The organism is Variovorax sp. 278MFTsu5.1 (assembly GCF_048305045.1).
GTDB classification, from domain to species: Bacteria; Pseudomonadota; Gammaproteobacteria; order Burkholderiales; family Burkholderiaceae_C; genus Variovorax; species Variovorax guangxiensis.
On record NZ_CP157622.1, the window covers coordinates 4,533,897 to 4,557,819 of the forward strand.

General features: G+C 68.6%; 24 protein-coding genes. 11 read left to right on the forward strand and 13 right to left on the reverse strand.

The annotated features are described in order from the left end of the window. Positions 1-7: 7 nt before the first annotated feature. Positions 8-1,276: an MFS transporter gene (locus tag ABL844_RS21050; RefSeq protein WP_418128796.1), complete on the reverse strand. Its 1,269-nt coding sequence runs from the start codon at positions 1,274-1,276 to the stop codon at positions 8-10. Positions 1,277-1,365: 89 nt separating this feature from the next. Between ABL844_RS21050 and ABL844_RS21055 the strand changes: the two genes are divergently transcribed. The 4 genes from ABL844_RS21055 (at position 1,366) to ABL844_RS21070 (ending at position 4,614) form a co-directional block, all read left to right on the forward strand. Next, positions 1,366-2,244, forward strand: coding sequence for an AraC family transcriptional regulator (locus ABL844_RS21055; RefSeq protein ID WP_184641316.1), 879 nt, complete (start codon positions 1,366-1,368; stop codon positions 2,242-2,244). Positions 2,245-2,327: 83 nt separating this feature from the next. Next, positions 2,328-3,062 carry a phosphatase PAP2 family protein gene (locus tag ABL844_RS21060; protein WP_418121600.1) on the forward strand — a complete coding sequence of 245 codons (735 nt, stop codon included), beginning with the start codon at positions 2,328-2,330 and terminating at the stop codon, positions 3,060-3,062. A gap of 95 nt (positions 3,063-3,157) precedes the next feature. Then, positions 3,158-3,409, forward strand: coding sequence for an acyl carrier protein (locus ABL844_RS21065; RefSeq protein WP_126025852.1), 252 nt, complete (start codon positions 3,158-3,160; stop codon positions 3,407-3,409). Then, positions 3,406-4,614, forward strand: coding sequence for a beta-ketoacyl-[acyl-carrier-protein] synthase family protein (locus ABL844_RS21070; RefSeq protein WP_418128798.1), 1,209 nt, complete (start codon positions 3,406-3,408; stop codon positions 4,612-4,614). Before ABL844_RS21065 ends, ABL844_RS21070 begins: the two co-directional genes overlap by 4 nt. Here ABL844_RS21070 and ABL844_RS21075 read toward each other — a convergent pair. Beyond that, positions 4,611-5,528, reverse strand: a complete 918-nt coding sequence (locus ABL844_RS21075; protein WP_418128800.1) for a LysR substrate-binding domain-containing protein — start codon at positions 5,526-5,528, stop codon at positions 4,611-4,613. The genes ABL844_RS21070 and ABL844_RS21075 overlap by 4 nt on opposite strands. A 141-nt stretch (positions 5,529-5,669) precedes the next feature. On the opposite strand from ABL844_RS21075, the gene ABL844_RS21080 reads away from it, so the two are divergent. The 4 genes from ABL844_RS21080 to ABL844_RS21095 all read left to right on the forward strand — a co-directional run bounded on the left by ABL844_RS21080 (position 5,670) and on the right by ABL844_RS21095 (position 10,276). After that, positions 5,670-7,025: a M20/M25/M40 family metallo-hydrolase gene (locus ABL844_RS21080; RefSeq protein WP_369661607.1), complete on the forward strand. Its 1,356-nt coding sequence runs from the start codon at positions 5,670-5,672 to the stop codon at positions 7,023-7,025. Between the two features lie 87 nt (positions 7,026-7,112). Continuing rightward, complete coding sequence (locus tag ABL844_RS21085; RefSeq protein WP_126025856.1) at positions 7,113-7,574, forward strand: DUF2501 domain-containing protein; 462 nt, start codon at positions 7,113-7,115, stop codon at positions 7,572-7,574. An 82-nt stretch (positions 7,575-7,656) separates the two neighbouring features. Then, positions 7,657-9,375, forward strand: a complete 1,719-nt coding sequence (locus tag ABL844_RS21090) for a SulP family inorganic anion transporter (protein ID WP_184641322.1) — start codon at positions 7,657-7,659, stop codon at positions 9,373-9,375. Positions 9,376-9,388: 13 nt separating this feature from the next. After that, entirely contained in the window at positions 9,389-10,276 is an 888-nt protein-coding gene (locus ABL844_RS21095; protein WP_418128802.1) for a LysR substrate-binding domain-containing protein, read from the forward strand. 10 nt (positions 10,277-10,286) lie between these two features. On the opposite strand, the gene ABL844_RS21100 is transcribed toward ABL844_RS21095, so the two are convergent. Beyond that, a complete protein-coding gene (locus tag ABL844_RS21100; RefSeq protein WP_418128804.1) occupies positions 10,287-10,868 on the reverse strand; it encodes a DUF3299 domain-containing protein in 582 nt (193 codons plus the stop codon). 127 nt (positions 10,869-10,995) lie between these two features. On the opposite strand from ABL844_RS21100, the gene ABL844_RS21105 reads away from it, so the two are divergent. Further along, entirely contained in the window at positions 10,996-11,529 is a 534-nt protein-coding gene (locus ABL844_RS21105; protein WP_184641325.1) for a hypothetical protein, read from the forward strand. Here ABL844_RS21105 and arfB read toward each other — a convergent pair. The 4 genes from arfB to clpB form a co-directional block, all read right to left on the reverse strand. Beyond that, positions 11,498-11,905, reverse strand: coding sequence for an alternative ribosome rescue aminoacyl-tRNA hydrolase ArfB (gene arfB / locus ABL844_RS21110; protein ID WP_418128806.1), 408 nt, complete (start codon positions 11,903-11,905; stop codon positions 11,498-11,500). The genes ABL844_RS21105 and arfB overlap by 32 nt on opposite strands. 4 nt (positions 11,906-11,909) lie before the next feature. Next, positions 11,910-13,094, reverse strand: coding sequence for an acetyl-CoA C-acyltransferase family protein (locus ABL844_RS21115; RefSeq protein WP_418128807.1), 1,185 nt, complete (start codon positions 13,092-13,094; stop codon positions 11,910-11,912). 124 nt (positions 13,095-13,218) lie between these two features. Further along, positions 13,219-13,551 (reverse strand): hypothetical protein, encoded by a 333-nt coding sequence (locus tag ABL844_RS21120; protein ID WP_240650854.1) that lies wholly within the window; start codon positions 13,549-13,551, stop codon positions 13,219-13,221. 9 nt (positions 13,552-13,560) lie between these two features. After that, positions 13,561-16,182, reverse strand: a complete 2,622-nt coding sequence (clpB, locus tag ABL844_RS21125; RefSeq protein ID WP_418128808.1) for an ATP-dependent chaperone ClpB — start codon at positions 16,180-16,182, stop codon at positions 13,561-13,563. Positions 16,183-16,333: 151 nt separating this feature from the next. On the opposite strand from clpB, the gene ABL844_RS21130 reads away from it, so the two are divergent. Further along, on the forward strand, positions 16,334-17,326 hold the full coding sequence (locus tag ABL844_RS21130) for a Bug family tripartite tricarboxylate transporter substrate binding protein (protein WP_184641328.1): 993 nt from the start codon (positions 16,334-16,336) through the stop codon (positions 17,324-17,326). Between the two features lie 134 nt (positions 17,327-17,460). On the opposite strand, the gene ABL844_RS21135 is transcribed toward ABL844_RS21130, so the two are convergent. After that, entirely contained in the window at positions 17,461-17,937 is a 477-nt protein-coding gene (locus ABL844_RS21135) for a molybdenum cofactor biosynthesis protein MoaE (RefSeq protein WP_418121610.1), read from the reverse strand. 268 nt (positions 17,938-18,205) lie between these two features. On the opposite strand from ABL844_RS21135, the gene dapA reads away from it, so the two are divergent. After that, entirely contained in the window at positions 18,206-19,102 is an 897-nt protein-coding gene (dapA, locus tag ABL844_RS21140; RefSeq protein WP_418128809.1) for a 4-hydroxy-tetrahydrodipicolinate synthase, read from the forward strand. Here dapA and moaD read toward each other — a convergent pair. Genes moaD through ABL844_RS21165 form a run of 5 tightly spaced genes read right to left on the reverse strand, consistent with a single transcriptional unit; the run spans position 19,089 to position 23,923 of the window. Further along, entirely contained in the window at positions 19,089-19,340 is a 252-nt protein-coding gene (gene moaD, locus ABL844_RS21145) for a molybdopterin converting factor subunit 1 (RefSeq protein ID WP_126025868.1), read from the reverse strand. The two genes, dapA and moaD, sit on opposite strands and share 14 nt — an antisense overlap. A 5-nt stretch (positions 19,341-19,345) precedes the next feature. Beyond that, on the reverse strand, positions 19,346-20,632 hold the full coding sequence (gene glp, locus ABL844_RS21150) for a gephyrin-like molybdotransferase Glp (RefSeq protein ID WP_418128811.1): 1,287 nt from the start codon (positions 20,630-20,632) through the stop codon (positions 19,346-19,348). Further along, the gene (gene mobB, locus ABL844_RS21155; RefSeq protein ID WP_418128812.1) at positions 20,625-21,170 is read right to left on the reverse strand and encodes a molybdopterin-guanine dinucleotide biosynthesis protein B; all 546 of its coding nucleotides are present in this window, start codon (positions 21,168-21,170) and stop codon (positions 20,625-20,627) included. Before mobB ends, glp begins: the two co-directional genes overlap by 8 nt. Before the next feature lie 18 nt (positions 21,171-21,188). Further along, positions 21,189-22,604, reverse strand: coding sequence for a threonine synthase (thrC, locus tag ABL844_RS21160; protein ID WP_418128813.1), 1,416 nt, complete (start codon positions 22,602-22,604; stop codon positions 21,189-21,191). Next, the gene (locus tag ABL844_RS21165; RefSeq protein WP_369661595.1) at positions 22,601-23,923 is read right to left on the reverse strand and encodes a homoserine dehydrogenase; all 1,323 of its coding nucleotides are present in this window, start codon (positions 23,921-23,923) and stop codon (positions 22,601-22,603) included. Before ABL844_RS21165 ends, thrC begins: the two co-directional genes overlap by 4 nt.

Here is a 23,923-nt window from a genome sequence, read left to right on the forward strand (position 1 = left end):
TTCAGCTTCAGGCCGGCACGAGCGCCGTGCGCCGCACCCGGCGCACGTTGAACGCGCTGGCGATGAGCACGCCCTGCACCATCGCCAGCCCCACGATCACGCTCGTGTACTGGCCGTGGTCCATCAGCCGGCCGAACACCAGCGGCGCCACGGCCTGCCCGATGTCGAGGCCGGCGTAGACCACGCCGTAGACACGGCCGGTGGCGTTGGGCGGCGTCGACTTCTTCACCAGCAGGTCGCGCGAAGGCCCGGCGACGCCCGAGACGAAACCCATCGCACCGAAGAGCGCCGGCACGATGACCGGCGGGAAGTCGGCAAAGGCCAGCAGCAGCGCCAGCGCGGCGGCCAGGCCGAAGCCCACGCCCACGATGCGCTCGCAGCGCGAAGGATCGGATGCCAGGAAACCGCCAGCCACCATGCCCACCGCGCTCGCCACCATGTAGACAGTGAGGCACACGGCCACCAGCGCCACGGGCACCGCGTGAAGGTGCCCCGCGGCCACGGGCGCGAAGGTCTGCACCACGCTGATGACCACGGCATAGAAGAAGAAGAAACCGAAGCACATCCACACGGCCGGGATGCGCAGGAAGTCGAACTCGCCACCGGCGGGCGAGGACTCGCCCTGTCCAGTGGCCTTGTGCACGGCCGCGGCGTCGAGCGACAGCACGCTGCGGTAGATCCACAGCACCAGCAGCACGACCAGGGCAACCGCGCCCGCCGAAGCCAGCGCCACGCGCCACGAGAAGGCAATGGCGATCGGCACCACGAAGGCCGGCGCCAGCGCCCAACCCAGGCTGCCGGTGATGCCGTGCACGCTGTAGGCATGGCCCAGGCGCGTGGGCGCGACCTTGCGGTTGAACAGCGTGTAGTCCACCGGGTGGAACACGCCGTTGCCGATGCCGCCGACCACGGCGCACACCAGCAGCATCCAGTAGCTCTGCGCCAGGGCATAGCCGAAAGCCGCCAGCCCCAGCGCCCCGAGTCCCACGAAGAGCACCGGCCGCGGACCCAGCTTGTCGACGATGAAGCCCGAAGCCGCCTGCACGATGCACGAGACCACGAAGAACACCGTGAGCACCGCGCCCAGCTCGACATAACTCACGTTGAACGCGTCCTTCAGCCACGGGAACAGCGGCGCCAGGATGAGCTGGCTGAAGTGGCTGACCGCGTGGGCCAGGCCGACCAGCCCGATCAGCTTGGCGTCGGTGCCCAAGGTATTGGAAGAAGGCGGGGAAGCGGGGGCAGAAGCGGCGCTCGCGGGCGAGTTGGAAGACATGGATTGCTACAAAAAAACGGGGCAGGCACCGATGCTATGCGCCGGGGAAGCGGCAGAATGGCGATACAGCGACAACATTTGTCGAAACCATGCCAAGCGCCGCCTCACCCCCCTCCAGGAGCGCCGCGACCGCCGCCAGGCTGCGCGGGCCCACCCCGATCAACAGCGTTGCCTCCCTCACGCCGCACCTGTACGCGCCCGACGCTGTGCGGCCGTTGCGCGCCAAGGAGCACTTCCTGAGCGCCGACACGCTGGTCGAGCTGCACGAGCACCCGTGGCCACAGCTCACCTTTTCCACCCGCGGCGTGATCCGCCTGAGCACGCAGGACGGCAGCTACATCGTCCCGCCCTCTCGCGCGCTCTGGGTGCCCGCCAACATGCCGCACAGCATCACGCTGATCGAAGATGCCGAACTGCGCACCGTCTACCTGCACGCCTGGATCGCGCCCTCCTGGGAGAAATGCGAGGTGCTCGAGATCAGCCCTCTGCTGCGCGCATTGATGCTGGCGCTCGACACCACGCCCGACGGCCTGCCGCCGGCAGACGTGCACGCGCCGCAGCGCGAGCGGATGATCGCGCCGCTCCTGGTCGACGAGCTGGAGCGTGCCACGCAGATCCGCATCGACGTGCCGCTGCCCACCGACAAGCGCCTGCGCCAGCTCTGCGAGACGCTGCTGCGCAACCCGGCCGACCGCGCCACGCTGGCCGAGCGCGCCGCCGCCATCGGCGCCAGCGAGCGCACGGTGGCGCGCCTGTTCCGCGACCAGCTCGGCATGAGCTGGCAGCAATGGCGCCAGCAGGCCGTGATGGCGCACGCGCTGCCGCTGCTGGCGCGCGGCATGGCGGTGAGCCAGGTGGCTGCCGCCAGCGGCTACGCCACCGACAGCGCCTTCTGCGCGATGTTCAAGGCCGCCACCGGCCGCTCGCCCACCTCGTTCCAGCACCGCAAGCGGCCCGCGCCCGCCTGAGCGGCGCGCCCCGGGCACCCGGGGTATCGAGGAATGGATGCTTCACGTCGCTCTGGCAAGATCGGCGCCCGACAAGCAACACCATGCACTCACCGATCCCCCTGCATCTGGCGCCCGGCGCCCAAGCTTCCACCTGGACCGCCGACATCTGGCTGCGCGTGCGCCGGCATTTCCTGCTGAAGGCGGTCGGCACCACGGTCTTCACCTGGCTCTTCTTCATCGGCTACTTCCACCTGCTGCGCAATCCGTCCTTTCCGGTCGAGGTGATGCCGCTGACGCCGCTGGACCGCCTGCTGCCCTTCCAGCCCTACCTGCTGGGGCCGTACCTCTCGCTGTGGGTGTACGTGGGCATCGCGCCGGGGCTGCAACTGACCTTCCGCGAGCTGGTGGTCTACGGGCTGTGGATCGGCGGGCTGTGCATCACCGGCCTGGGCATCTTCTACTTCTGGCCGACCCAGATACCCCCTTTGGCCATCGATGCCTCCGGCTACCCCGGCTTCACGATGCTGCAGGGCGTGGACGCGGCCGGCAACGCCTGCCCGTCGATGCACGTGGCGGTGGCCATCTTCACGGCCATCCGCATCGAGGACGTGCTGCGCGAAACCCGCACCCCCGCCGGGTGGCGGGTGCTGAACTGGGCCTGGTTCGCCGCCATCGCCTATTCGACGCTGGCGGTCAAGCAGCACGTGGCGCTGGACGTGGCCGCCGGGGCGCTGCTGGGTATGGCTTTCGCCCTGCCCTCGATGCGCTGGAGGCCGGGCGCCCGGCAGCGGGACGATGTCCCTCACGTGGGAGCGGATATCATCCGTAAACACTGACCACTCACCACTGGCCGACGAGGAAGGGATCGATTGACTCAAGGACCGCACAGGGCGGCGATCGATCGGCGGCACACGACGACAGGCATTGCACGATGAGTTCGCTGAAGGAATTGCAGGACCTGATCCACGAGAAGTACGGCATCGAACCGTCGAAGCTCGACCCCCACGCCTCGATGCGTGAAACCGGCGGGCTCGATTCGCTGGCCTTGGCCGAATTTCTGTTCGCCATCGAAGACCACTTCGGCATCGTCATGCCCGACGAGGACGCGAGCATCGACACCCTGGCCGAACTGTCCGTGCTGGTCGACAAGGTCAGGGCCGAGAAGGCCGCGTCGGCGTCGTGAACCACGAAGTCGCCGTCACCGGGCTGGGCGTCGTGGCGCCGCACGGCGACGAGCCCGGCGCCCTCTTCCAGGCCCTGCTGCAGGGCCGGTCGGCCATACAGCCCGTTTTTCCTGAACTGCCCAAGCCGGCGGCGGCGGCCACCGTGGCCTTCGACGAGACCCGCTGGTTCACCAAGCTGCAGCTCGCCGGCGTCGACCGCGTGAGCCAGCTGGCCGTGGCGGCCGCCGACATGGCGATGCGCGACGCGGGCCTCTCGGTATCCGATGCCGACCCCGAGCGGGTGGGCGTTTTCTCGGGCTGCGGCATGGGCGGCGCCGCAGCGCTCGAAGCGGCCTATCGCGGCAACGGACGCGTCTCCCCGCTCACCATTCCCGCCTTCATGCCCAATGCGCCGGCCGCGCATGTGGCCATGCGCCAGGGCGTGAAGGGCCCGGTGCTCACCTATTCGGTCGCCTGCGCTTCCTCTTCGGCCGCGATCGCCGAGGCGGCCAAGGCCGTGCAGCGCGGCGAGGTCGACATCGCCATCGCCGGCGGGAGCGAAGCGCTGATCGTGCCGGGCGTGGTGGTGGCCTGGCAGGCGATGCAGACGCTGGCCGGCTTCCAGCCCGGCGAAGCGGCTGGCGCGGTGCGGCCCTTCGCCACCGACCGCAGCGGCTTCGCCCTGGGCGAAGGCGCGGCCTTCCTCGTTCTCGAATCCGCCGAGCGCGCTCGCGCACGCAACGCCCGCAGCTACGCCACACTGGCCGGCTGGGGCCTCAGCAGCGACGCCACCCATCTCACCAAGCCCGACGCTCCAGGACAGGCCCGCGCGCTGCGCGCCGCCCTGCGCCAGGCGGGGCTGCAGCCGCGCGACGTGGGCTACTGCAACGCGCACGGCACGGCCACGCGCATTGGCGACGTGGTCGAGCGCAACGCGCTGGCCGAGGTGTGGGGCGATGACTTCGACTCTCTGCGCGTGAGCTCGACCAAGGCGCTGCATGGCCACATGCTGGGCGCGGCCGGCGCCATCGAGGCACTCATCACCGTGATGGCGCTGCAGCAGCGGCAACTGCCGCCCAACGCCAACTGCCGCGAGATCGATCCGGAATGCCGGATGAACCTCGTCATGCAGGACGACACGGCGGCACCGGCGCTCGAAGCCGCCATCAGCAATTCCTTCGCCTTCGGCGGCACGAACTCGGTGCTGCTCTTCCGCCGGGCCTAGGCAGCCTTCAGCTCACGCGGCGCGGCCTGCGCGGCCGCCGCGCACAGCCATGCCACGAAGGCGCCGACCAGCGCGTCGTCCGTGCGGCTGGGCGCCACGAAAACGCTGTAGCCCCGGCTCGAGGGCGCACGGTGCGGACAGGCCAGCACCAGCTCGCCCGAACGCAGCTCGCGTTCGACGAAGTAGTCGGGCACGAGCCCCACGCCCAGGTCGGCACGCACAGCGGCGACCAGCGAGGAGAACAGGTCGAAGCGGTGCCCGGCCACCAAGTTCTCGGGTGCGCGCAGATGCGGGGTCTGGCCGAACCACTCTTCCCACGCCCCCATGCGCGTGCGCAGCTGCAGCAGCGGCGCCGCGCGGAAGTCGCCGCGCGCCATGGCCGGCCGCCCCTTCGCGTTGGGCGAGCACACGGCGACGCAGGATTCGCCCATGAGCGGCAGCGCGTTCGCGCCCGGCCATACCGCATCGTCGTACTGCACGCCCACGTCGAAAGGCTGGTCTTCCATGTAGAGATGCGTGGGAAACACCTGCAGATGCAGGCTGCAGCCCGGGTTCTGCCCGATGAACTCCGGCAGGCGCGGCGTGAGCCAGCCCTCGGCGAGCACCGGCACGGCGCCCACCAGCAGCCGCAGGCCGTCTGTGCGCTGCGCCATGGCTTCGAGCGTGTGGTTCTGCAGCCGCAACAGGTCGCCCGAGATCTGCCCGTGATAGCGCTGGCCGGCCTCGGTGAGCTCGGTGCCGCGCGCGGTGCGCTGTACCAGCCGCACGCCGATCTGCGTCTCCAGCTGGCGCAGCTGCTGGCTCACCGCGCTGTGCGTGAGGCACAGCTCCTCCGCGGCCTTGCCGACGCCGTGGTGGCGGGCCACAGCGTCGAAGATCAGCAGCGCGCGGGTGCTCGGAATATGGCGGCGCATGAGGGCTTCGTTAGAAAAACTGACAACGCGGCAGATTAAACCAGAGCACGCGCCTAACACAGCCATAAGAATCGCTGACGACGGCGTTGCACCGGCGGCGCCGATCTCGATCTGGCCCGCTTCAAAAAAAGGACACCCTCCATGCTCCGCACCGCCTCGCTACGCCTCGCCCCCCTAGTCCTCGCCCTTGCCTCGGCCGCTGCTGGCTTCGCGCACGCCCAGGGCGGCAGCGTCGCAGCCACGCCCACGCAGGTGCGGCCCGAGGTGGACAAGGCCTACACCCAGCTGATGGCATCGCCCGCCATCCAGAAGCTGCTGGAAGCGGTCAAGGCCGACCACGACCGCTCGGTGGAAGACCTGAAGATGCTCACCGAGATCGAAGCGCCGCCCTTCAAGGAACAGAAGCGCGCCGAAGCCTTCCTCGCACGCATGAAAGCGCTGGGCCTCGCCGACGCGAAGATCGACGCCGAAGGCAACGTGGTCGGCCTGCGCAAGGGCACGGGCAACGGGCCCAAGCTGCTGATCTCGGCCCACCTCGACACCGTCTTCCCCGCCGGCACCGACGTGAAGGTGAAGGAGCGCGACGGCAAGCTCTACGCGCCCGGCATTTCCGACGACACGCGCGGCCTCGCGGTGCTGCTGTCGTGGCTCAAGGTGCTCAACGACAACAAGATCCAGACGGTGGGCGACCTGCTCTTCGTCGGCAACGTGGGCGAGGAAGAGCTCGGCAACCTGCGCGGCATCAAGGCGATCTTCCGCGACAACCTCGACATCGACGGCATGGTCGGCCTGGAGCCCGCGCCCGATGGCTCGGTGCTGATGCTGGGCACCGGCAGCCATCGCTACGAAGTGACTTTCAAGGGCCCCGGCGGCCACAGCTACGGCGCCTTCGGCCAGGTGCCCAGCGCCATCCACGGCATGGGCCGCGCCATTGCGAAGATCGCCGACATCCGCACGCCGAGCTTTCCGAAGACGACTTTCACCGTCGGCACGGTCGGTGGCGGCACTTCGGTCAACACCATCGCGCCCGATGCACGCATGGCGGTGGACATCCGCTCCGACGAAATGGCGCCGCTGCTCGAGACCGAGAAGAAGATCCTCGCCGCCATCGACGAAGCCGTGGCCGAGGAAAACAAGCGCTGGAACGTCAACACGCTGAGCGTGAGCACCAAGCTCATCGGCGACCGTCCGGGCGGGCGCACGCAGTCGGACACGGTGATCGTCGAGGCCGCCACGCGCTCGAACGCGGCCTTCGGCCACAAGACGCTGCTGACGGGCGCGAGCACCGACGCCAACGTGCCGATGTCGCTGGGCATCCCCGCCATCATCATCGGCGGCGGCGGCAAGACCGGCGGCTTCCACGCGCTGTCGGAGTGGATCGACGTGACCGATGGCTGGAAGGGTGCGCAGAACTCGCTGGTGACGGTGCTGGGCCTGGTTGGCGTGCAAGGCACCAGTGCGCCGCTGCTCGAAAAGCGCCCACCGCGCACGAAGTAAGAGCGCGCGTGCAACCGGGGCTTCGCCCCCGGCGTCTCCGTTATGCTGATGGCCGCTTTCCACCACGCGTACCGACAGGAGGACGACATGCACGCCCGTTCAACCCTCATCGCCCTGGCGCTGCTCGCCGCGGGCGCCTCGGCGCAGGCCAACAACCTGCTCGACCAGCTCAAGGAAAAGGCCGGCGAAGCCGCCACCGCCAATTCGCAAGGCAGCGGCGGCAGCACGGGCGGATCGGCGCTCGGCAACCTGGGCAGCAGCCTCGGCTTCAAGATGCCCGCCATCGGTTCCAGCACCATGGGCAACGCGGCCGGTGTGCTGCAGTACTGCGTGAAGAACAACTACCTGGGCGGCGACGCGGCCTCGGTAAAGGACAAGCTGCTCGCCAGGATCACCGGCCAGAAGAAGCAGGAGACCGGCTTCGCCAGCGGCGCCAAGGGCCTGCTGCAAGGCGGCGACGGCAAGTCGCTGAACTTCAAGGGGCTGTCGTCGAAGGTCAAGGAAAAGGCCTGCGACTACGTGCTGAAAAACGCGACATCGTTGATCTGACCCGGCTCCACATTCCGCATCGCTTTCGCGCCGCGCACCGCGCATGTGCCTGCAGTTCTCTCCAGTGCGCCCGCAAACATCCATGACCCCGGCTGCCCCCTCTCCCTCCCTGCGCCAGCGCCTCTCCCGCTGGGTTCCGTGCCTGGCCTGGCCCCGCCCTTCCGCCGCGCTGCTGCGCAACGAGGCGATGGCCGGCATCACCGTGGCGCTGATGGTCATCCCGCAGGGCGTGGCCTATGCGGCGCTGGCGGGCATGCCGCTGGTCACGGGCGTCTACGCGGCGCTGTTCCCGGCGCTGATCGCGGTGATGTTCAGTTCCTCGCAACGGCTGTCGGTGGGGCCGACGGCTCTCACCAGCCTGCTGGTGGGTGCCTCGCTCGCGCCGCTGGCGGTGGCGGGCAGCGCCGAGTGGGTGGCGATGGCGGTGTGGCTCACGCTGATGTCGGGCGCGATCCAGATCGTGCTGGGCGCCGGGCGCTTCGGCTGGCTGCTGCGGCTGGTGAATTCGCCGGTGCTCATCGGCTTCACGCAGGGCGCGGCAGTGCTGATCGCGATCTCGCAGCTGCCTGCCCTGCTGGGGTTCACGGGGCGGACCATCCCGCAGGTGCTGCAGGGCGGGCCTCTGCCCGACCTGGTGGCCATCGCCTTCGGGCTGGGCAGCATCGCGGTGCTGTGGCTGGGCAAGCGCCTGATGCCGCGCTTTCCGACAACGATGGCGCTGGTGGCCGGCGCGGCGGCCATCAGCTGGCTGGCCGACTACGCGCTGCGCGGCGGCGCGGTGGTGGGCACGCTGCCTTCGGGCCTGCCTTCTTTCTACTGGCCGGGCCTGCTGCCGCTCGGCACCTTCAGCGCGCTGGTGCTGCCGGCACTGATGATCACGCTGGTGAGCTTCCTGGAAACCGCGTCGAGCGCCAAGGTCGACAACGCGCGCGCCGGCACGCTCTGGAACGAAAACCAGGACCTGATCGGCCAGGGCCTGGCCAAGCTGGCCTCGGGTTTCACGGGCGCCTTTCCCACGAGTTCGTCGTTCTCGCGCTCGGCGATCACGCTGTACGCCGGCGCGCAGACCGGCTGGGCGACGCTCTTCAGCGTGGTCGTGGTGGCGGGCGCGCTGCTGTGGCTGATGCCGCTGCTCTATCACGTGCCGCAGGCGGTGCTGGCGGCGGTGGTGGTCACGGCCATCCTCGGGCTGGTGAAGCCGGCGAGCTTCACGGCGCTGTGGCGCATCTCGCGCATCGAGGCGGGCATCGCCTTCGGCACCTTCGTGCTGACCATCGCGACCGCGCCCAGCATCTACTGGGGCGTGCTCGGCGGCCTGCTGGCGGCGCTGGCGCACTACATGTACCGGCACCTGCACCCGCGCATCATCGAGGTGGGCCTGCACCCCGACGGCAGCCTGCGCGACCGCAACCTCTGGAAGCTGCCGCCGCTGGCACCGAACCTCTATGCGCTGCGCATGGACGCCGAGCTCGACTTCGCATCCGCCTCCACGCTCGAACGCGCGCTCACGGTGGCGCTGGCCGAGCGGCCCCACCTCACCGACGTGTGCCTGTTCGCGCAGCCGATCAACCGCATCGACATCACCGGCGCCGAGGTGTTCGGCTCGATCCGCCGGATGATGGAATCCAAGGGCATCCGCCTGCACCTGAGCGGCATGAAGCTGCCCGCGATGCAGGTGCTCGAAAGCGCCGGGCTGTTGGCGCCAGGGCCGATGCTCTTCAGTTACCGCACCGACGGCGAGGCGCTCGCGGCGCTGATGCCGCGCGTCGAAGTGCCCGCGCAGCAGGAAGCCGCCGCCTGAATCGCCAGCCCCCATGAAGACCACCATCGAAGAGCTCGTCGCGTTCCGCACGGTGGTGGACACCGGCTCGATCACGGCCGCGTCGGAGCAGCTCTCTCAGACCGTCTCGGGCATCAGCCGCGCGCTGAGCCGGCTCGAGCAGAAGCTCGACACCACCTTGCTTCGCCGCACCACGCGCAGGCTCGAACTCACCGAGGAAGGCGCGGCCTTCCTGCAGCGCACGCGCGCGATCCTCGATGCCATCGACGACGCCGAGGAACACATGGCCGCGCGCCGCGAGCAACCCGCCGGCCGGCTGCGCGTGAACGCAGCCTCGCCCTTCATGCTGCACGCCATCGTGCCGCTGGTGCCGGAGTTCCGCCGGCTCTATCCGCAGATCAGCCTGGAGCTCGACACCGACGACCTGCCCATCGACCTGCTGGAGCGCCGCACCGACGTGGCGATCCGAATCGGCCCGCTGCGCGATTCCACCTTGCATGCGCGCCCGCTGGGCGCGCACCGGATGCGCGTGCTCGCGAGCCCCGCGTACCTCGACGCGCACGGCAAGCCGCGCAAGGTGGCCGACCTGGCCGAACACACGCTGCTGGGCTTCACGCAGCCCGAGTCGCTGAACCGCTGGCCGCTGCGCGGCGTGCACGGCGACGAATGGAACATCGCGCCCACGCTGGTGGCATCGAGCGGCGAGACGCTGCGCCAGCTCGCGCTGGCGGGCGTCGGCATCGTCTGCCTGTCGGATTTCATGACGGGCACCGACCGCGCCAACGGCGCGCTGGTGCAGGTGCTGACGAAGGAGACTGCGGACGTGCGCCAGCCGGTGAATGCCGTGTACTACCGCAACACGCAGCTGTCGGCGCGCATCACCTCGTTCCTGGATTTCCTGTCGCAGCGAATGGGCGGTTGAGCGCGGCCGCTCATTGCGGCTGCCTGGGCACGAAGCGCTCGACTGCGGCCGACTTGATCTCGTAGCCGCTCACGCCCATGTCCGCCGACGAATAGCGCGCGGCCTTCATCGTGCCGCTGACGTACACGGTGTCCATCGCATGCAGCCCCTTCACGACCGAGGCCGCGACCACGTGCACGATCTGGTTGGCCGGCGGCGGCGGCGTGTGGATGCAGGCGCCGAAGTACGGCACCAGCAGGAATTCGCGGATGCCCTCCTGCGTGTTGTCCAGCGGAACGACGAAGCCTGCGAGCTTGCCCGGCTTGCCGTCGAGCGCGACGTTGACGGGGGCGTTGTCCCACACGGCGCGCATCTCGTCGAGCATCTGGATCGCGCGGGGGTCGTTGTCGCGCAGTGCTTCGAGGCTGATGTTGCGGTAGCGCCTGGTCGGGTCCCAGCTCTTGGGAATCAGTTCTTCCCACTTGAGTTCGGGGGCTGCGGCGGTGCGTGCTTCCGGTTGCGCTGCGGCTCCCGGGCCGCATCCGCTCAGGAGCGCCGCGGCCGGTGCCAGCAGGAACGCGGCCAGCACGGCGCGCGGAAAGAGCCTTCTCATGAGTGCGATTGTCCTCGGGAGATGTTTCAGGACCGTAAAGCAGGGCCTTTTGCACTCAATTCATCCGAGATTGCGCGAATTCGCTGCGAACCATCAGAATGCCGCACCACGACACGAGGAGATCCGCATGGCACCGACAGGATGGCTGGGACTCACGTCCCTGGGCACCGTTCACACCGCGATCAGCCTGATCGCCGTCGCCGCGGGGCTGGCGGCCCTGTTCCGCTGCAAGGAAATCACGATGCGCACCGGCCTCGGCCGGCTCTTCGTGTGGACCACCGTGCTGACCTGTCTCACCGGCTTCGGCATCTTCCAGCACAGCGGCTTCGGCAAGCCGCATGCGCTGGGCATCATCACGCTGGCTGCGCTGGCAGTGGGCGCACTCGCCGGCCGGGGCTTGTTCTTCGGGAAGTGGGCGCGCTACGTCGAGGCCATCGCGTTCTCTGCGAGCTTTCTCTTCCATTGGATTCCGGCCTTCACCGAAACGCTTACGCGCCTGCCGCTCGGCGCCCCGCTGCTGCCGAACGCCGATGCGCCGGAGCTCAAGGCGATCACCGGCGTGCTGCTGGTGCTGTACCTGATCGGCGTGGGCCTGCAGATCCGCAGGCTGCGCGGCGGCACCGGAGGGATCAGTCCCGCACCGGTCCGCGCAGGCTCTTGATCTGCGAGCGCTGGCTCTTGCCTTCGAGCCGGCGCTGCTTCGAACCGTAGGTGGGCCTGGTCGCCCGCCGCACGCGCGGCGCGACGGCCACGCTGTCGACCACCGCCTGCAGCCGCGCGAGCGCGTCTGCACGGTTCATCTCCTGGGTGCGGTGCTGCTGTGCCTTGAGCACGAACACGCCTTCATGGGTGATGCGGCTGTCGCGCAGCGCGAGCAGCCTTTCTTTCACATCGGACGGCAGCGAACTGGCGTGGATGTCGTAGCGCAGATGCACCGCGCTCGAGACCTTGTTGACGTTCTGTCCGCCCGCGCCCTGCGCCCGGATGGCGCTGAAGTCGACCTCGTCGGGATCGATCAGGACTGACGGACGGAGCATGCGATCAGACCCGCTCGAAGATGGCCGCGATGCCCTGCCCGCCCCCGATGCACATCGTGACCAGCGCATAGCGCCCCTGCACCCGCTGCAGCTCGGCGATGGCCTTGGTCGTGATGATCGCGCCCGTCGCACCCACCGGATGCCCCAGCGAGATGCCAGAGCCGTTCGGGTTGACCTTGGCAGGATCGAAACCGAGCTCTTTGATGACCGCGCAAGCCTGCGCCGCGAAGGCCTCGTTCGACTCGATGACGTCGAGGTCGCCCACCTTCAGGCCCGTGCGCTCCAGCACCTTGCGCGTGGCCGGCACCGGGCCGATGCCCATGTACGCGGGCTCCACGCCCGCATGCGCATAGCCCACCAGCCGCGCCAGGGGCTTGAGCCCCAGCGCCTTCACACGGCCGCCTTCGGCCAACACCACGGCGGCCGCGCCGTCGTTGATGCCCGAGGCATTGCCTGCGGTGACGAGGCCGTCCTTCTTGAACGCGGGCTTCATCTTCGACAGCGTCTCGACGGTGGTGTCGGCGCGCACGTGCTCGTCGGTGTCGAAGAGCACCACGCCCTTGCGCGTCTTGACCTCGACCGGAACGATCTGCTCCTTGAAGCGGCCCGCCGCGATGGCAGCGGCCGCGCGCTGCTGGCTGAGCACCGCCAGCTCGTCCTGCTGCTCGCGCGTGATGCCGTAGCGCGCTGCCACGTTCTCGGCGGTGATGCCCATGTGGATCTTCTCCCACGGGTCGTGGAGGATGCCGAGCATGTAGTCGACCAGCACCGCATCCCCCATGCGGGCGCCATAGCGCGCCGAGGTATCGAAGTACGGGCCCCGGCTCATCGATTCCGAGCCGCCACCGATGGCGATGTCGCAGTCGCCCAGCGCGATCGCCTGCGCCGCAGACACGATGGCCTGCAGGCCGGAGCCGCAGAGGCGGTTGACATTGAAGGCCGGCGTCTCGATGGGGCAGCCCGCGTCGATGGCCGCCACCCGGCTCAGGTAGGCGTCCTTGACGTCGGTGGGAATCACGTTGCCCATGACCACGTGGCCGATGGCGTCGGCTGCGACGCCGCTGCGCCCGATGGCGGCCTTGACGGCAGTGGTGGCAAGCTGGGTGTTGGGCACGTCCTTCAGCGAGCCGCCGAAGGTGCCGATGGCGGTGCGGGCGGTGCCGACCACGAAGATGTCGCGCGAAGTCATGGAATGTCTCTCCTGGATGAAAGCAGAAAGCCGCGGCTGGCGAGCCGCGGCTCCAGGAGGACGATTCTGACGGCGAACGGTGCGACCGACTGTCGCGCCCGAAATAGCGCCCGCGGGCCGCCGGTCAGCCGCGCGGAGAGACCGATTTCGGCGAAACGTCGGTCACGTCGCTGACGCTGCCGCGGATGCGCACGGGACGCTCCACCGACTCGCCGCGGGCACGGGCGTTCGCCACGTCGGCAGCGGTCGGTTGCGAGGGCTGTGCCGCATTGCGAAATCGGTCGAAGCCGGAGCGCGGGTTGAAACGCATGACCCACGGCGTCACGGGCTTGCCCGTGAGACGCCCCCAGGCGTAGCGAACACCCCACACAGCCGCCAGCAGCATGACCGCCACGGCCAGGCTGGCCGCGAAGACCAGCCCCAGGAGCAGAAGAATGACGCGTATTACGAAGTTCATCATCCGACTTTAGGCCGAAGCGGCCGCCGTTGGTTCCCCCGCCTTGCGGAAGGAGAACTGGCCCGGCGACTGGATCGGGTCGGTCGTGACCTCGATCGTGTCCTTCGGCCCGAAGCTTCCGTCCAGCAGCAGCTTCGACAGCGGGTTCTCGATGCGCTGCTGGATGGCGCGCTTGAGCGGCCGCGCGCCGAACACCGGGTCGAAGCCGACCTTGGCGATCTCCGCCAGCGCAGCCGGAGAAACCTCCAGGCCCAGGTCCATCTTCGCGAGCCGCGCCTGCAACACCTTGAGCTGGATCGCGGCGATCGACTCGATGTTCTTCGCGTCGAGCGCGTGGAACACGACCGTCTCGTCGATGCGGTTCAGGAACTCGGGGCGGAAGTAGTTCTTCAGCTCGTCCCACACCGCTTCCTTGATCTCTTCCGAGGGCTTGCCCACCATGGCCTGGATGATGGGCGAGCCGATGTTGCTCGTCATCACGATCACGGTGTTCTTGAAGTCCACGGTGCGGCCCTGGCCGTCGGTCAGGCGTCCATCGTCGAGCACCTGCAGCAGCACGTTGAACACGTCGGGGTGGGCCTTCTCGACTTCGTCGAGCAGCACCACGCTGTAGGGCTTGCGGCGAACGGCTTCAGTGAGGTAGCCGCCCTCCTCGTAGCCCACGTAGCCCGGCGGCGCGCCGATCAGGCGGGCGACCGAGTGCTTCTCCATGAACTCGCTCATGTCGATGCGGATCAGGTGCTCTTCGCTGTCGAACAGGAAGCCCGCGAGCGCCTTGCACAGCTCGGTCTTGCCCACGCCCGTGGGGCCGAGGAACAGGAACGAGCCGGTCGGGCGGTTCGGATCGGACAGCCCCGAGCGCGAGCGGCGGATCGCGTTGGCCACCGCGCCGATGGCTTCGTCCTGGCCGACCACGCGCTCGTGCAGCTTGTCTTCCATCACGAGCAGCTTGTCGCGCTCGCCCTGCATCAGCTTGGCAACCGGAATGCCGGTGGCGCGCGCCACGACCTCGGCGATCTCTTCGGAGCCGACCTGGGTGCGCAGCAGCGTGGGCGCACTCGACTTGCCCTTGCTAGCCTCGCTGGCCTCGGCCTCCTTCAGGCGCTTCTCGAGCGCCGGCAGCTGGCCGTACTGGAGCTCGGCGACCTTGTTGAAGTCGCCCTTGCGCTTCCATTCCTCGATCTGGAACTTGATCTTGTCCACGTCCTCGCGCACCTGCGCGCTGCCCTGGGCCTGGGCCTTCTCGGCCTGCCAGATCTCGTCGTAGTCGGCGATCTCCTTCTGCAGCTTCTCGATCTCGCCCTCGATCAGGCCCAGGCGCTTCTGCGAGGCCTCGTCCTTCTCGCGGCGCACGGCCTCGCGTTCGATCTGCAGCTGGATCAGGCGACGGTCGAGCCGGTCCATGACCTCGGGCTTGGAGTCCATCTCGATCTTGATCTTGGCCGCGGCCTCGTCGATCAGGTCGATGGCCTTGTCGGGCAGGAAGCGGTCGGTGATGTAGCGGTCGCTCAGTTCGGCCGCGGCCACGATGGCCGGGTCGGTGATCTGCACGCCGTGGTGCACCTCGTACTTCTCCTGCAGGCCGCGCAGGATGGCGATGGTCGCCTCCACGCTGGGCTCGCCCACGATGATCTTCTGGAAGCGGCGCTCCAGGGCGGCATCTTTCTCGATGTACTTGCGGTACTCGTCGAGCGTGGTGGCGCCCACGCAGTGCAGCTCGCCGCGCGCGAGCGCCGGCTTGAGCATGTTGCCCGCGTCCATGGCGCCCTCGGCCTTGCCGGCGCCCACCATGGTGTGCAGTTCGTCGATGAAGACGATGGTCTGGCCCTCGTCCTTGGCGAGCTCGTTCAGAACGCTCTTCAGGCGCTCCTCGAATTCGCCGCGGAACTTGGCGCCCGCCAGCAGCGCTGCCATGTCGAGCGACAGCACACGCTTGCCCTTGAGCGAGTCGGGCACTTCGCCCGAGACGATGCGCTGCGCCAGGCCTTCGACGATGGCGGTCTTGCCCACGCCGGGTTCGCCGATGAGCACGGGATTGTTCTTGGTACGGCGCTGCAGCACCTGGATGGCGCGGCGGATTTCCTCGTCGCGGCCGATGACCGGGTCGAGCTTGCCCAGCCGGGCGCGTTCGGTGAGGTCGAGGGTGTATTTCTTGAGGGCTTCGCGCTGGCCTTCGGCGTCGGCGCTGTTCACGCCCTGCCCGCCGCGCACGGCGTCGATGGCCGATTCGAGCGACTTGCGGCTCAGGCCGTTTTCCTTCGCGATCTTGCCGACGTCGGCCTTGCTGTCGGCCAGTGCCAGCAGGAAGAGTTCACCGGCGATGAACTGGTCATTGCGCTTGATGGCTTCCTTCTCGGTGGCCTGCAGCAGCTTGCCGAGCTCGGGGCCGACCTGCACGATGTCGTGGCCCTGCACCTGAGGCAGTTTCTTGATGGCGGCCTCGGCCGCCTGCGTCAGGCCGAGGACGTTGACGCCGGCACGCTCCAGCAGGGCGCGCGGGCCGTCGTCCTGGCGCAGCATCGCGACCAGCAGGTGGGCCGGTTCGATGTAGGCGTTGTCGTTGCCCAGCGCCAGCGACTGTGCGTCGCCCAGCGCTTCCTGAAATTTGGTGGTGAGTTTGTCTTGTCGCATGGTGGTATTCCTGCATCCAAAATAGGGCTGTTCAGGCACGATTCAAGGTTGCCGGTCCTTCCGGCGCTTCCCGCCGCTGCGGGCACGGGTATTGCACCGGACCCGGCCTCTCCCGCCCGTAGGCATTTCTCTCTCTCGAATGGAGTCGATCATGGTTTTTTCAATGCGCGTTCAACCGGTGCGCCGGGCGATCAGCGTGGGTCTCTTTATGGCTGCAGCGGGGCTTTGCAGCCTTGCGCAGGCGCAAAGCGGTACGCCCGTGCGCCTGCTGGTGGGCTTCCCCGCCGGTGCCGGCACAGACGCCATCGCCCGCACGCTGGGCGAAAAGCTCAAGGACGTGCTGGGCGTGCCGGTGGTGGTCGAGAACCGCGCCGGCGCGGGCGGGCAGATCGCGGCGACGGTGCTGAAGTCGTCCCCGGCCGACGGCCACACGCTGTTCCTGTCGCACGACCACACCATCTCGATCCTGCCGCAGGTGGTGAAGAACCCGGGCTTCAACCCCGCCACCGACTTCGTGCCCGTGGCCGGTTTCGCCACCTTCGCCAACGTGCTGGCCGTCTCGGGCGGCACGCCGGCCAAGAGCATCGACGAATACGTGAAGTGGGTCCGCACCCAGAAGGGCGGCAAGGAGACCATCGGTATCCCCGCGCCGGCATCGATCCCCGAGTTCCTGGTGAAGATGATCTCGGACAAGTACAAGATCGACGTGCAGCCCGCCCCCTACCGCGGCAGCGCGCCCATGACGGCCGACATGCTGGGCAACCAGATCACCGCGGGCATCGCCTCGGTGCCGGACTTCATCGAGAACCACAAGGCCGGCAAGGTCCGCATCGTGGCGTCCATCGGCGCCAAGCGCCAGGCCGTGCTCCCGAACGTGCCGACCTTCACCGAGCTGGGCTTCTCGAACCTGGAAGACCTGCCCTACTACGGCATCTTCGCGCCGGTGGGCACGCCGCAGCCGATCATCGACAAGTACGGCGATGCGCTGCAGAAGGTGCTGGCCATGCCCGACGTGAAGCAGAAGCTCACGACGATGGGCCTGACGGTGGGCTACGAGCCCCAGGGCCAGTTCGCCGGCCGCGTGCGTACGTACACGCAGACCTGGGAAAAGATCATCCAGTCGAGCGGCTTCAAGCCACTCTGAAGTCTTGCTCCCTCTCCCCTCGGGGAGAGGGTTGGGGTGAGGGCCAGCGGCCTTCGCAAGAAGAGCAAGTCGTCGAACGAGTGCTGCTGCCCTCACCCTAACCCTCTCCCAGAGGGAGAGGGAACAGATTCAAGTCAGGCGTTCGGGGCGCTGATGCCCCAGCGCGCCAGGGCCGCGTCGTCGGCCACGCGCGCATCGACCCAGCGGGCGCCTTCGGGCGTCTGCTCCTTCTTCCAGAAGGGCGCCTGGGTCTTGAGGTAGTCCATCAGGAACTCGCAGGCCTCGAAGCTCTGGCCGCGGTGGGCCGACACCACCGCCACCATCATGATCTGGTCTTCCGGCTGCAGCAGGCCGACGCGATGGATCACGCGCGCGCCCAGGATGTCGAAGCGGCGATGCGCCTCGTCGATCATGGCCTCGATGGCCTTCTCGGTCATGCCGGGGTAGTGCTCCAGCTCCATCGACGAGACGCTGCTGCCGTCGTTGCGGTCTCGCACGGTGCCTATGAAGCTGCAGACGGCGCCCACGCGTTTGTCGCCGGCACGCAACGCGGCGACTTCCTGCGAGAGGTCGAAATCGTTCGTCTGGATCGAAACACGGGCAAGGCTCATGTCCGAATTGTGTCATCGCGATAGACTCTGCCGATGCCCTGCCTTGCCACGCCCACGCTCTTCCCGGTGCCTTCGCGCCTTGAAGACCGTCGCGCCGGCCAAGGCAGCAGCAACGACAAAGCCAAAAAACCAAAGCTCGTCTGACCGGAGCCGAGGTTCCGTCGTCGGATGAGCGACGGAACCCCGCCAAAGGCTCTGGCCCCCATTGGGTTGCGCGCGCATCGGACGATGGTTCTTTCCATCGGTCGATTCCTGAAAGGAAGCCCGCGTGCCTCACCAACAACCAAGCCCCACCACTCCCGACTTTTCCGGCTTCTGGGTGGCCCTCGTCACGCCATTCCGCGACGGCGCGGTCGACCATGCCGCTCTCTCCACCCTGGTCCGCCGCCTCGCCAGCGAAGGCGTGACCGGCTTCGTGCCCTGCGGCTCCACCGGCGAAGCCGCGGCGCTCGACGAAACCGAGCAGCTGGCGGTGCTCGACACGGTGCTGGCAGCAGCCGGCGGTTTGCCGGTCGTCATGGGCATCTCGGGCTACCACCTGGGCAAGGCCACCGCGTGGGCCCGCAAGCTCTCGGAGCGCCCGATCGCGGGCCTTCTGGTGGCCGCGCCCCACTACGTGCGCCCCTCCCAAGCCGGTTTGCTCGAGTGGTTCCGCGCCATCGCCGACGCCAGCTCGGTGCCCGCGCTGGTCTACGACATCCCCTACCGCACCGGCGTCACCATCACCCGCGAGACGATGCTGGCGCTGGCCGCGCACCCCCGCATTCGCGGCATCAAGGACTGCGGCGGTGACATGGGCAAGACACGCGCGGTGATCGCCGACGGCCGGCTGCAGGTGCTGACAGGCGAGGACCACCAGATCTTCGGCACCATGGCCGAAGGCGGCGCGGGCGCCATCGCGGCCAGCGGCAACGTGCAGACGCCGCGCTTCGTGCGCCTGGTGCGCCTGCTGGCGGAGAACCGCCTGGCCGAGGCGCGCGCCGAATGGCAGCCGCTGCAGCCGCTGGTGGAATTGCTCTTCGCCGAACCCAACCCGGGCCCCTTGAAGGCGCTCCTGGCGCACAAGGGCGAGATGGCCGACGAACTGCGCTCGCCGATGACCCGGGCCTCCGACGGCCTGCGCGAGCGCCTCGTGGCGCTGGACGCGCGCCTCAGCCGCCCGTGACCGGCGGGAAGAACGCGACCTCGCAGCCTTCGCTCAGGGCTGCGGCTTCGTCGCTCATGGCCTGGTCGAGCGCCATGCGCACCGCCTTGCCGCGCGCCAGCGCGGTGGCGTAGGCGCCGCCCCTGGCGATGAGCTCGTCGCGCAGTGCGGCAAGCGTCTCGGCTCGTGTCTCGACGGCTTCGCCGCTGCTGGAAAGCGCCTCGCGCACCGAGGCGAAATAACGGACCTGGACTTTCATGCGGCTCAACCCAGCAGCGATGCGAAGGGAATGAATTCGACGAGCTCGCCCGACTTGATCGTCCGCCCCGCAGGGTTGTCGACCACGCCGTCGCCCCAGACCATCGAGGTGAGCACGCCCGAGCTCTGGTTGGCGAACAGGTCGAGGCCGCCGGCCTCGTTGCGGCGCACGCGCAGGAACTCGCGGCGCTTGTCGGCGCGGGGCCAGTCGAAGTCGGCGCGCATCCGCACCGCCTCTGGTGCGACGCGCGCGGCGCCCTGCAGCGTCAGCAGGAAGGGGCGCACCAGCATCAGGAAGGTGAGGAAGCTCGACACCGGATTGCCCGGCAGCCCCGTCACGTGGCAGGCGCCGTGCCCGCTGCTGCGCGCGATGGAGCCGTAGGCGAAGGGCTTGCCCGGCTTCATCGACAGCGACCACAGCTGCAGCTCGCCCAGCGCCTGCAGCGCGGCGCGGATGTGGTCTTCCTCGCCCACCGAAACGCCGCCGGTCGTGATGATCAGGTCGCTCGCCTCGGCCGCGTCGCGCAGTGCGACGACGGTGGCTTCGCGGTTGTCGGGCACGATGCCCAGGTCGTTCACCTCGCAACCCAGCCGGTGCAGCAGGGCCCGCATGAAGAAGCGGTTGGAGTTGTAGATGGCGCCGGGCTTCATCGCATCGGGCGCGACCTCGCCGGGCATCACCAGCTCGTCGCCGGTGGAGAGCATCGCCACGCGCGGCTTGCGCGCGACCTGCAGGCGGTCGAAGCCGACGCTCGCGGCAAGGCCCAGTGCGGCGGGCGTCAGGCGCTCGCCCTTCCGAAGCACCACGTCGCCGGCGGCCACGTCCTCGCCCGCGCGGCGAATCCACTGGCCGGCCGCCGGCACGATGGCGATGCGCACCGAGCCCAGGCTGCCTTCCTGCGGCACGGCTGCCGTGTCTTCCTGCATCACGACGGCGTCGGCGCCCTCGGGAATCTGCGCGCCGGTGAAGATGCGCGCCGCGGTGCCGGGCGCGAGCAGCGTGCCGACGGTGCCGGCGGGAATGCGCTGCGCCACCTTCAGTTCGGCGCCGGGCGCGGCGCAGTCGGCCACGCGCACGGCATAGCCGTCCATCGCGCTGTTGTCGCGCGGCGGCACCGTGAGGCCGGAGACGAGGTCCTGCGCGAGCACGCGGCCATCGGCGTCGAAGGTGCCGACACTTTCGGTGGGCAGCACCGGCTGCGCCTTCGCAAGCAGCACCGCGATCGCCTCGTCCAGGGGCATCAGCGGCGGGCGCGAGGAAGAAGCGGCGAAGGGAACGGGTGAATCAGCCATGGTGATCGGGGTTGTATTCGAAGCGCTCACCGCTGTCGATCAACCACTTCGCAATGGCCTCGGCGTCGTTGAGGTCGAAGAGCGGCTGCCCGGTGGGCAGCGGCAGGCTGGCCGGCGCATCGGTGGCCACGGCGACGACGAAGGGATCGTCGGGGTACAGCACGGGCCGCGCCGGCTCGCTCGCCTCGGGCTCGCGCCAGATCTCGATCTTGAGCACGTCGCTGTGCCGGAATCCCTCGACCAGCACCCAGTCGGCCACCGGGAGCACCTCGGCCAGCAGCTGGTGCACGCTGAGCTCGACCGGCGCCTCGAATTCGCGCATCACGGCAAGCCGCTTGTCGGAGGCGACGACCACCTCGAAGGCGCCGGCCTCGCGGTGGCGCCAGGTGTCCTTGCCCGGATGGTCGATGTCAAACTTGTGATGCGCATGCTTGACCACCGACACTCGCTGGCCCAGCCGCTTCAGCGCGGGAATGAGGCGCTCGAGCAGCGTGGTCTTGCCCGCGCCGGAGTAGCCGGCGAAACCGACGACCTTCATGCGCAGCCCTCGCCGTGGTCAGTCACAGTGTTCCGCGATGTAGGCCTTGACCGCTTCCGCGTCGGCCGGCAGCTTGACGACGCGCTTGGGCAGCGCCTCGATGCCTTCGAACTTCTTCGGGCGCGCGGGCTCCTCGCCCAGCGCTTCGACCAGCGTGGCCGCGAACTTGATGGGCAGCGCGGTCTCGAGCACCACCATCGGCACGCCGGGGCTGAGCTGCTCGCGCGCGGCCTTGAGGCCGTCTGCGGTGTGCGGATCGACCAGGGTGGCGAAGCGCTTGTCTGTGTCGCGGATGGTGGCCAGGCGATCGGCATGCGTGCTGCGGCCGCTGCGGAAGCCGAAGCGCGCGGCGGCCTGCGCGAATGCGGGATCGGCGCTCAGGTCGAAGCTGCCGTTCAGGCCCAGGTCGTCCACGAAGAGCTTGCGCAGTTTGGCCGTATCGCGCCCGACCAGGTCGAACACGAAGCGCTCGAAGTTGCTGGCCTTGCTGATGTCCATCGACGGGCTGGAGGTCTCGTGCGTGTCGACCGCGCCGCGCACGCGGTACACGCCGGTGCGGAAGAACTCGTCGAGCACGTCGTTCTCGTTGGTGGCGACCACCAGCGTGTGGATCGGCAGGCCCATCATGCGCGCCACGTGGCCTGCGCAGACGTTGCCGAAGTTGCCCGAGGGTACGGTGAAGCTCACCGGCTTGTCGTTGCCCGCCGTGGCCTGGAAGTAGCCCGCGAAGTAGTAGACGACCTGCGCCAGCAGGCGCGCCCAGTTGATCGAGTTGACCGTGCCGATGCGGTACTTGCGCTTGAAGGCCAGGTCGTTCGACACGGCCTTGACGATGTCCTGGCAGTCGTCGAACACGCCGGTGATGGCGATGTTGTGGATGTTCGCGTCCTGCAGGCTGAACATCTGCGCCTGCTGGAACGGGCTCATGCGGCCGTCGGGCGAGGTCATGAAGACGCGCACGCCCTTCTTGCCGCGCATGGCGTACTCGGCCGCGCTGCCGGTGTCGCCGCTGGTGGCGCCCAGGATGTTGAGCTCGGCGCCGCGGCGGGCCAGTTCGTACTCGAACAGGTTGCCCAGCAACTGCATCGCCATGTCCTTGAAGGCCAGCGTGGGGCCGTTGGACAGGGCCTCGAGGTACACGCCGTCTTCCAGCTCGCGCAGCGGCACGATCTCGTCGGTGCCGAACACTTCGGCCGTGTAGGTCTTCGCGCAGATCGCCTTCAGGTCGGCCGGCGGAATGTCGTCGATGTACAGCGAGAGGATCTCGAAGGCCAGCTCGGCGTACGACAGCTTGCGCCACTTGGCAAGCGTGGCGGTGTCGATCTGCGGGTATTGCTCGGGCAGGTAGAGGCCGCCATCGGGCGCGAGGCCTTCGAGCAGGATTTCGCAGAAGCGCTTGCGGTCGGGGTGGCCGCGGGTGCTCAGGTAATTCACTTCAACTCTTCCTTGCGGATGCGCACGATGGGTTCGAGCACGGTCGGCAGCGCCTGCAGCTCGGCCAGGACGTCGTCGACCGTGCCCTCGCGCGCGTCGTGCGTGAGGATGATCAGGTCGGTCTGCGTGGAGCCCTCGCCGCCCACCTCGTCGGCTTCGCGCTGCAGCACGGCGTCGATGCTGATGCCGGCGGTGGCCAGCAGGCCCGTCACCTTGGCGAGCACGCCGGCCTGGTCGGCCACGCGCAGGCGCAGGTAGTAGCTGGTGACGACTTCCGACATCGGAAGCACCTGCAGGTCGCTCAGCGCATCGGGGTGGAAGGCCAGGTGCGGCACGCGGTGCGCGGCATCGGCCGTGTGCAGGCGGGTGATGTCGACCAGGTCGGCGATCACCGCGCTGGCGGTCGGCTCGCTGCCGGCGCCCTTGCCGTAGTAGAGCGTGGTGCCCACTGCGTCGCCATGCACCACCACCGCGTTCATCGCGCCTTCGACATTCGCCAGCAGACGCTTCGACGGGACGAGCGAGGGATGCACGCGCAGTTCGATGCCCTTGGCGGTGCGCTTGGTGACGCCCAAGAGCTTGATGCGGTAGCCGAGCTGCTCGGCGTACTTGATGTCCTGCGCGGCCAGCTTGGTGATGCCCTCGATGTGGGCCTTGTCGAACTGCACCGGGATGCCGAAGGCCAGCGCGCTCATCAGCGTGACCTTGTGGCCGGCGTCCACGCCTTCGATGTCGAAGGTCGGGTCGGCTTCGGCGTAGCCCAGGCGCTGCGCTTCCTTGAGCACGGTCGCGAAGTCCAGGCCCTTGTCACGCATCTCCGAGAGGATGAAGTTGGTGGTGCCGTTGATGATGCCGGCCAGCCACTGGATGCTGTTGGCCGTGAGGCCTTCGCGCAGCGCCTTGATGATCGGGATGCCGCCGGCCACCGCGGCCTCGAAGGCCACCATGACGCCCTTGGCGTGCGCGGCCGCGAAGATCTCGGTGCCGTGCACCGCCAGCAGCGCCTTGTTGGCCGTGACCACGTGCTTGCCGGCCGCGATGGCCTCGAGCACGAGCTGCCTGGCGATGCCGTAGCCGCCGATCAGCTCGATGACGATGTCGATCTCGGGGTTGGCGATGACTTCGCGCGCATCGCTCACCACCTTCACGCCCTCGCCTGCCACTTCGCGGGCACGGGCGGTGTCGAGGTCGGCCACCATGGCGATCTCGATGCCGCGGCCGGCGCGGCGCTTGATTTCTTCCTGGTTGCGCTGGAGCACCTTGAAGGTGCCGCTGCCGACCGTGCCTGCGCCGAGCAGGCCTACTTGGATGGGTTTCAT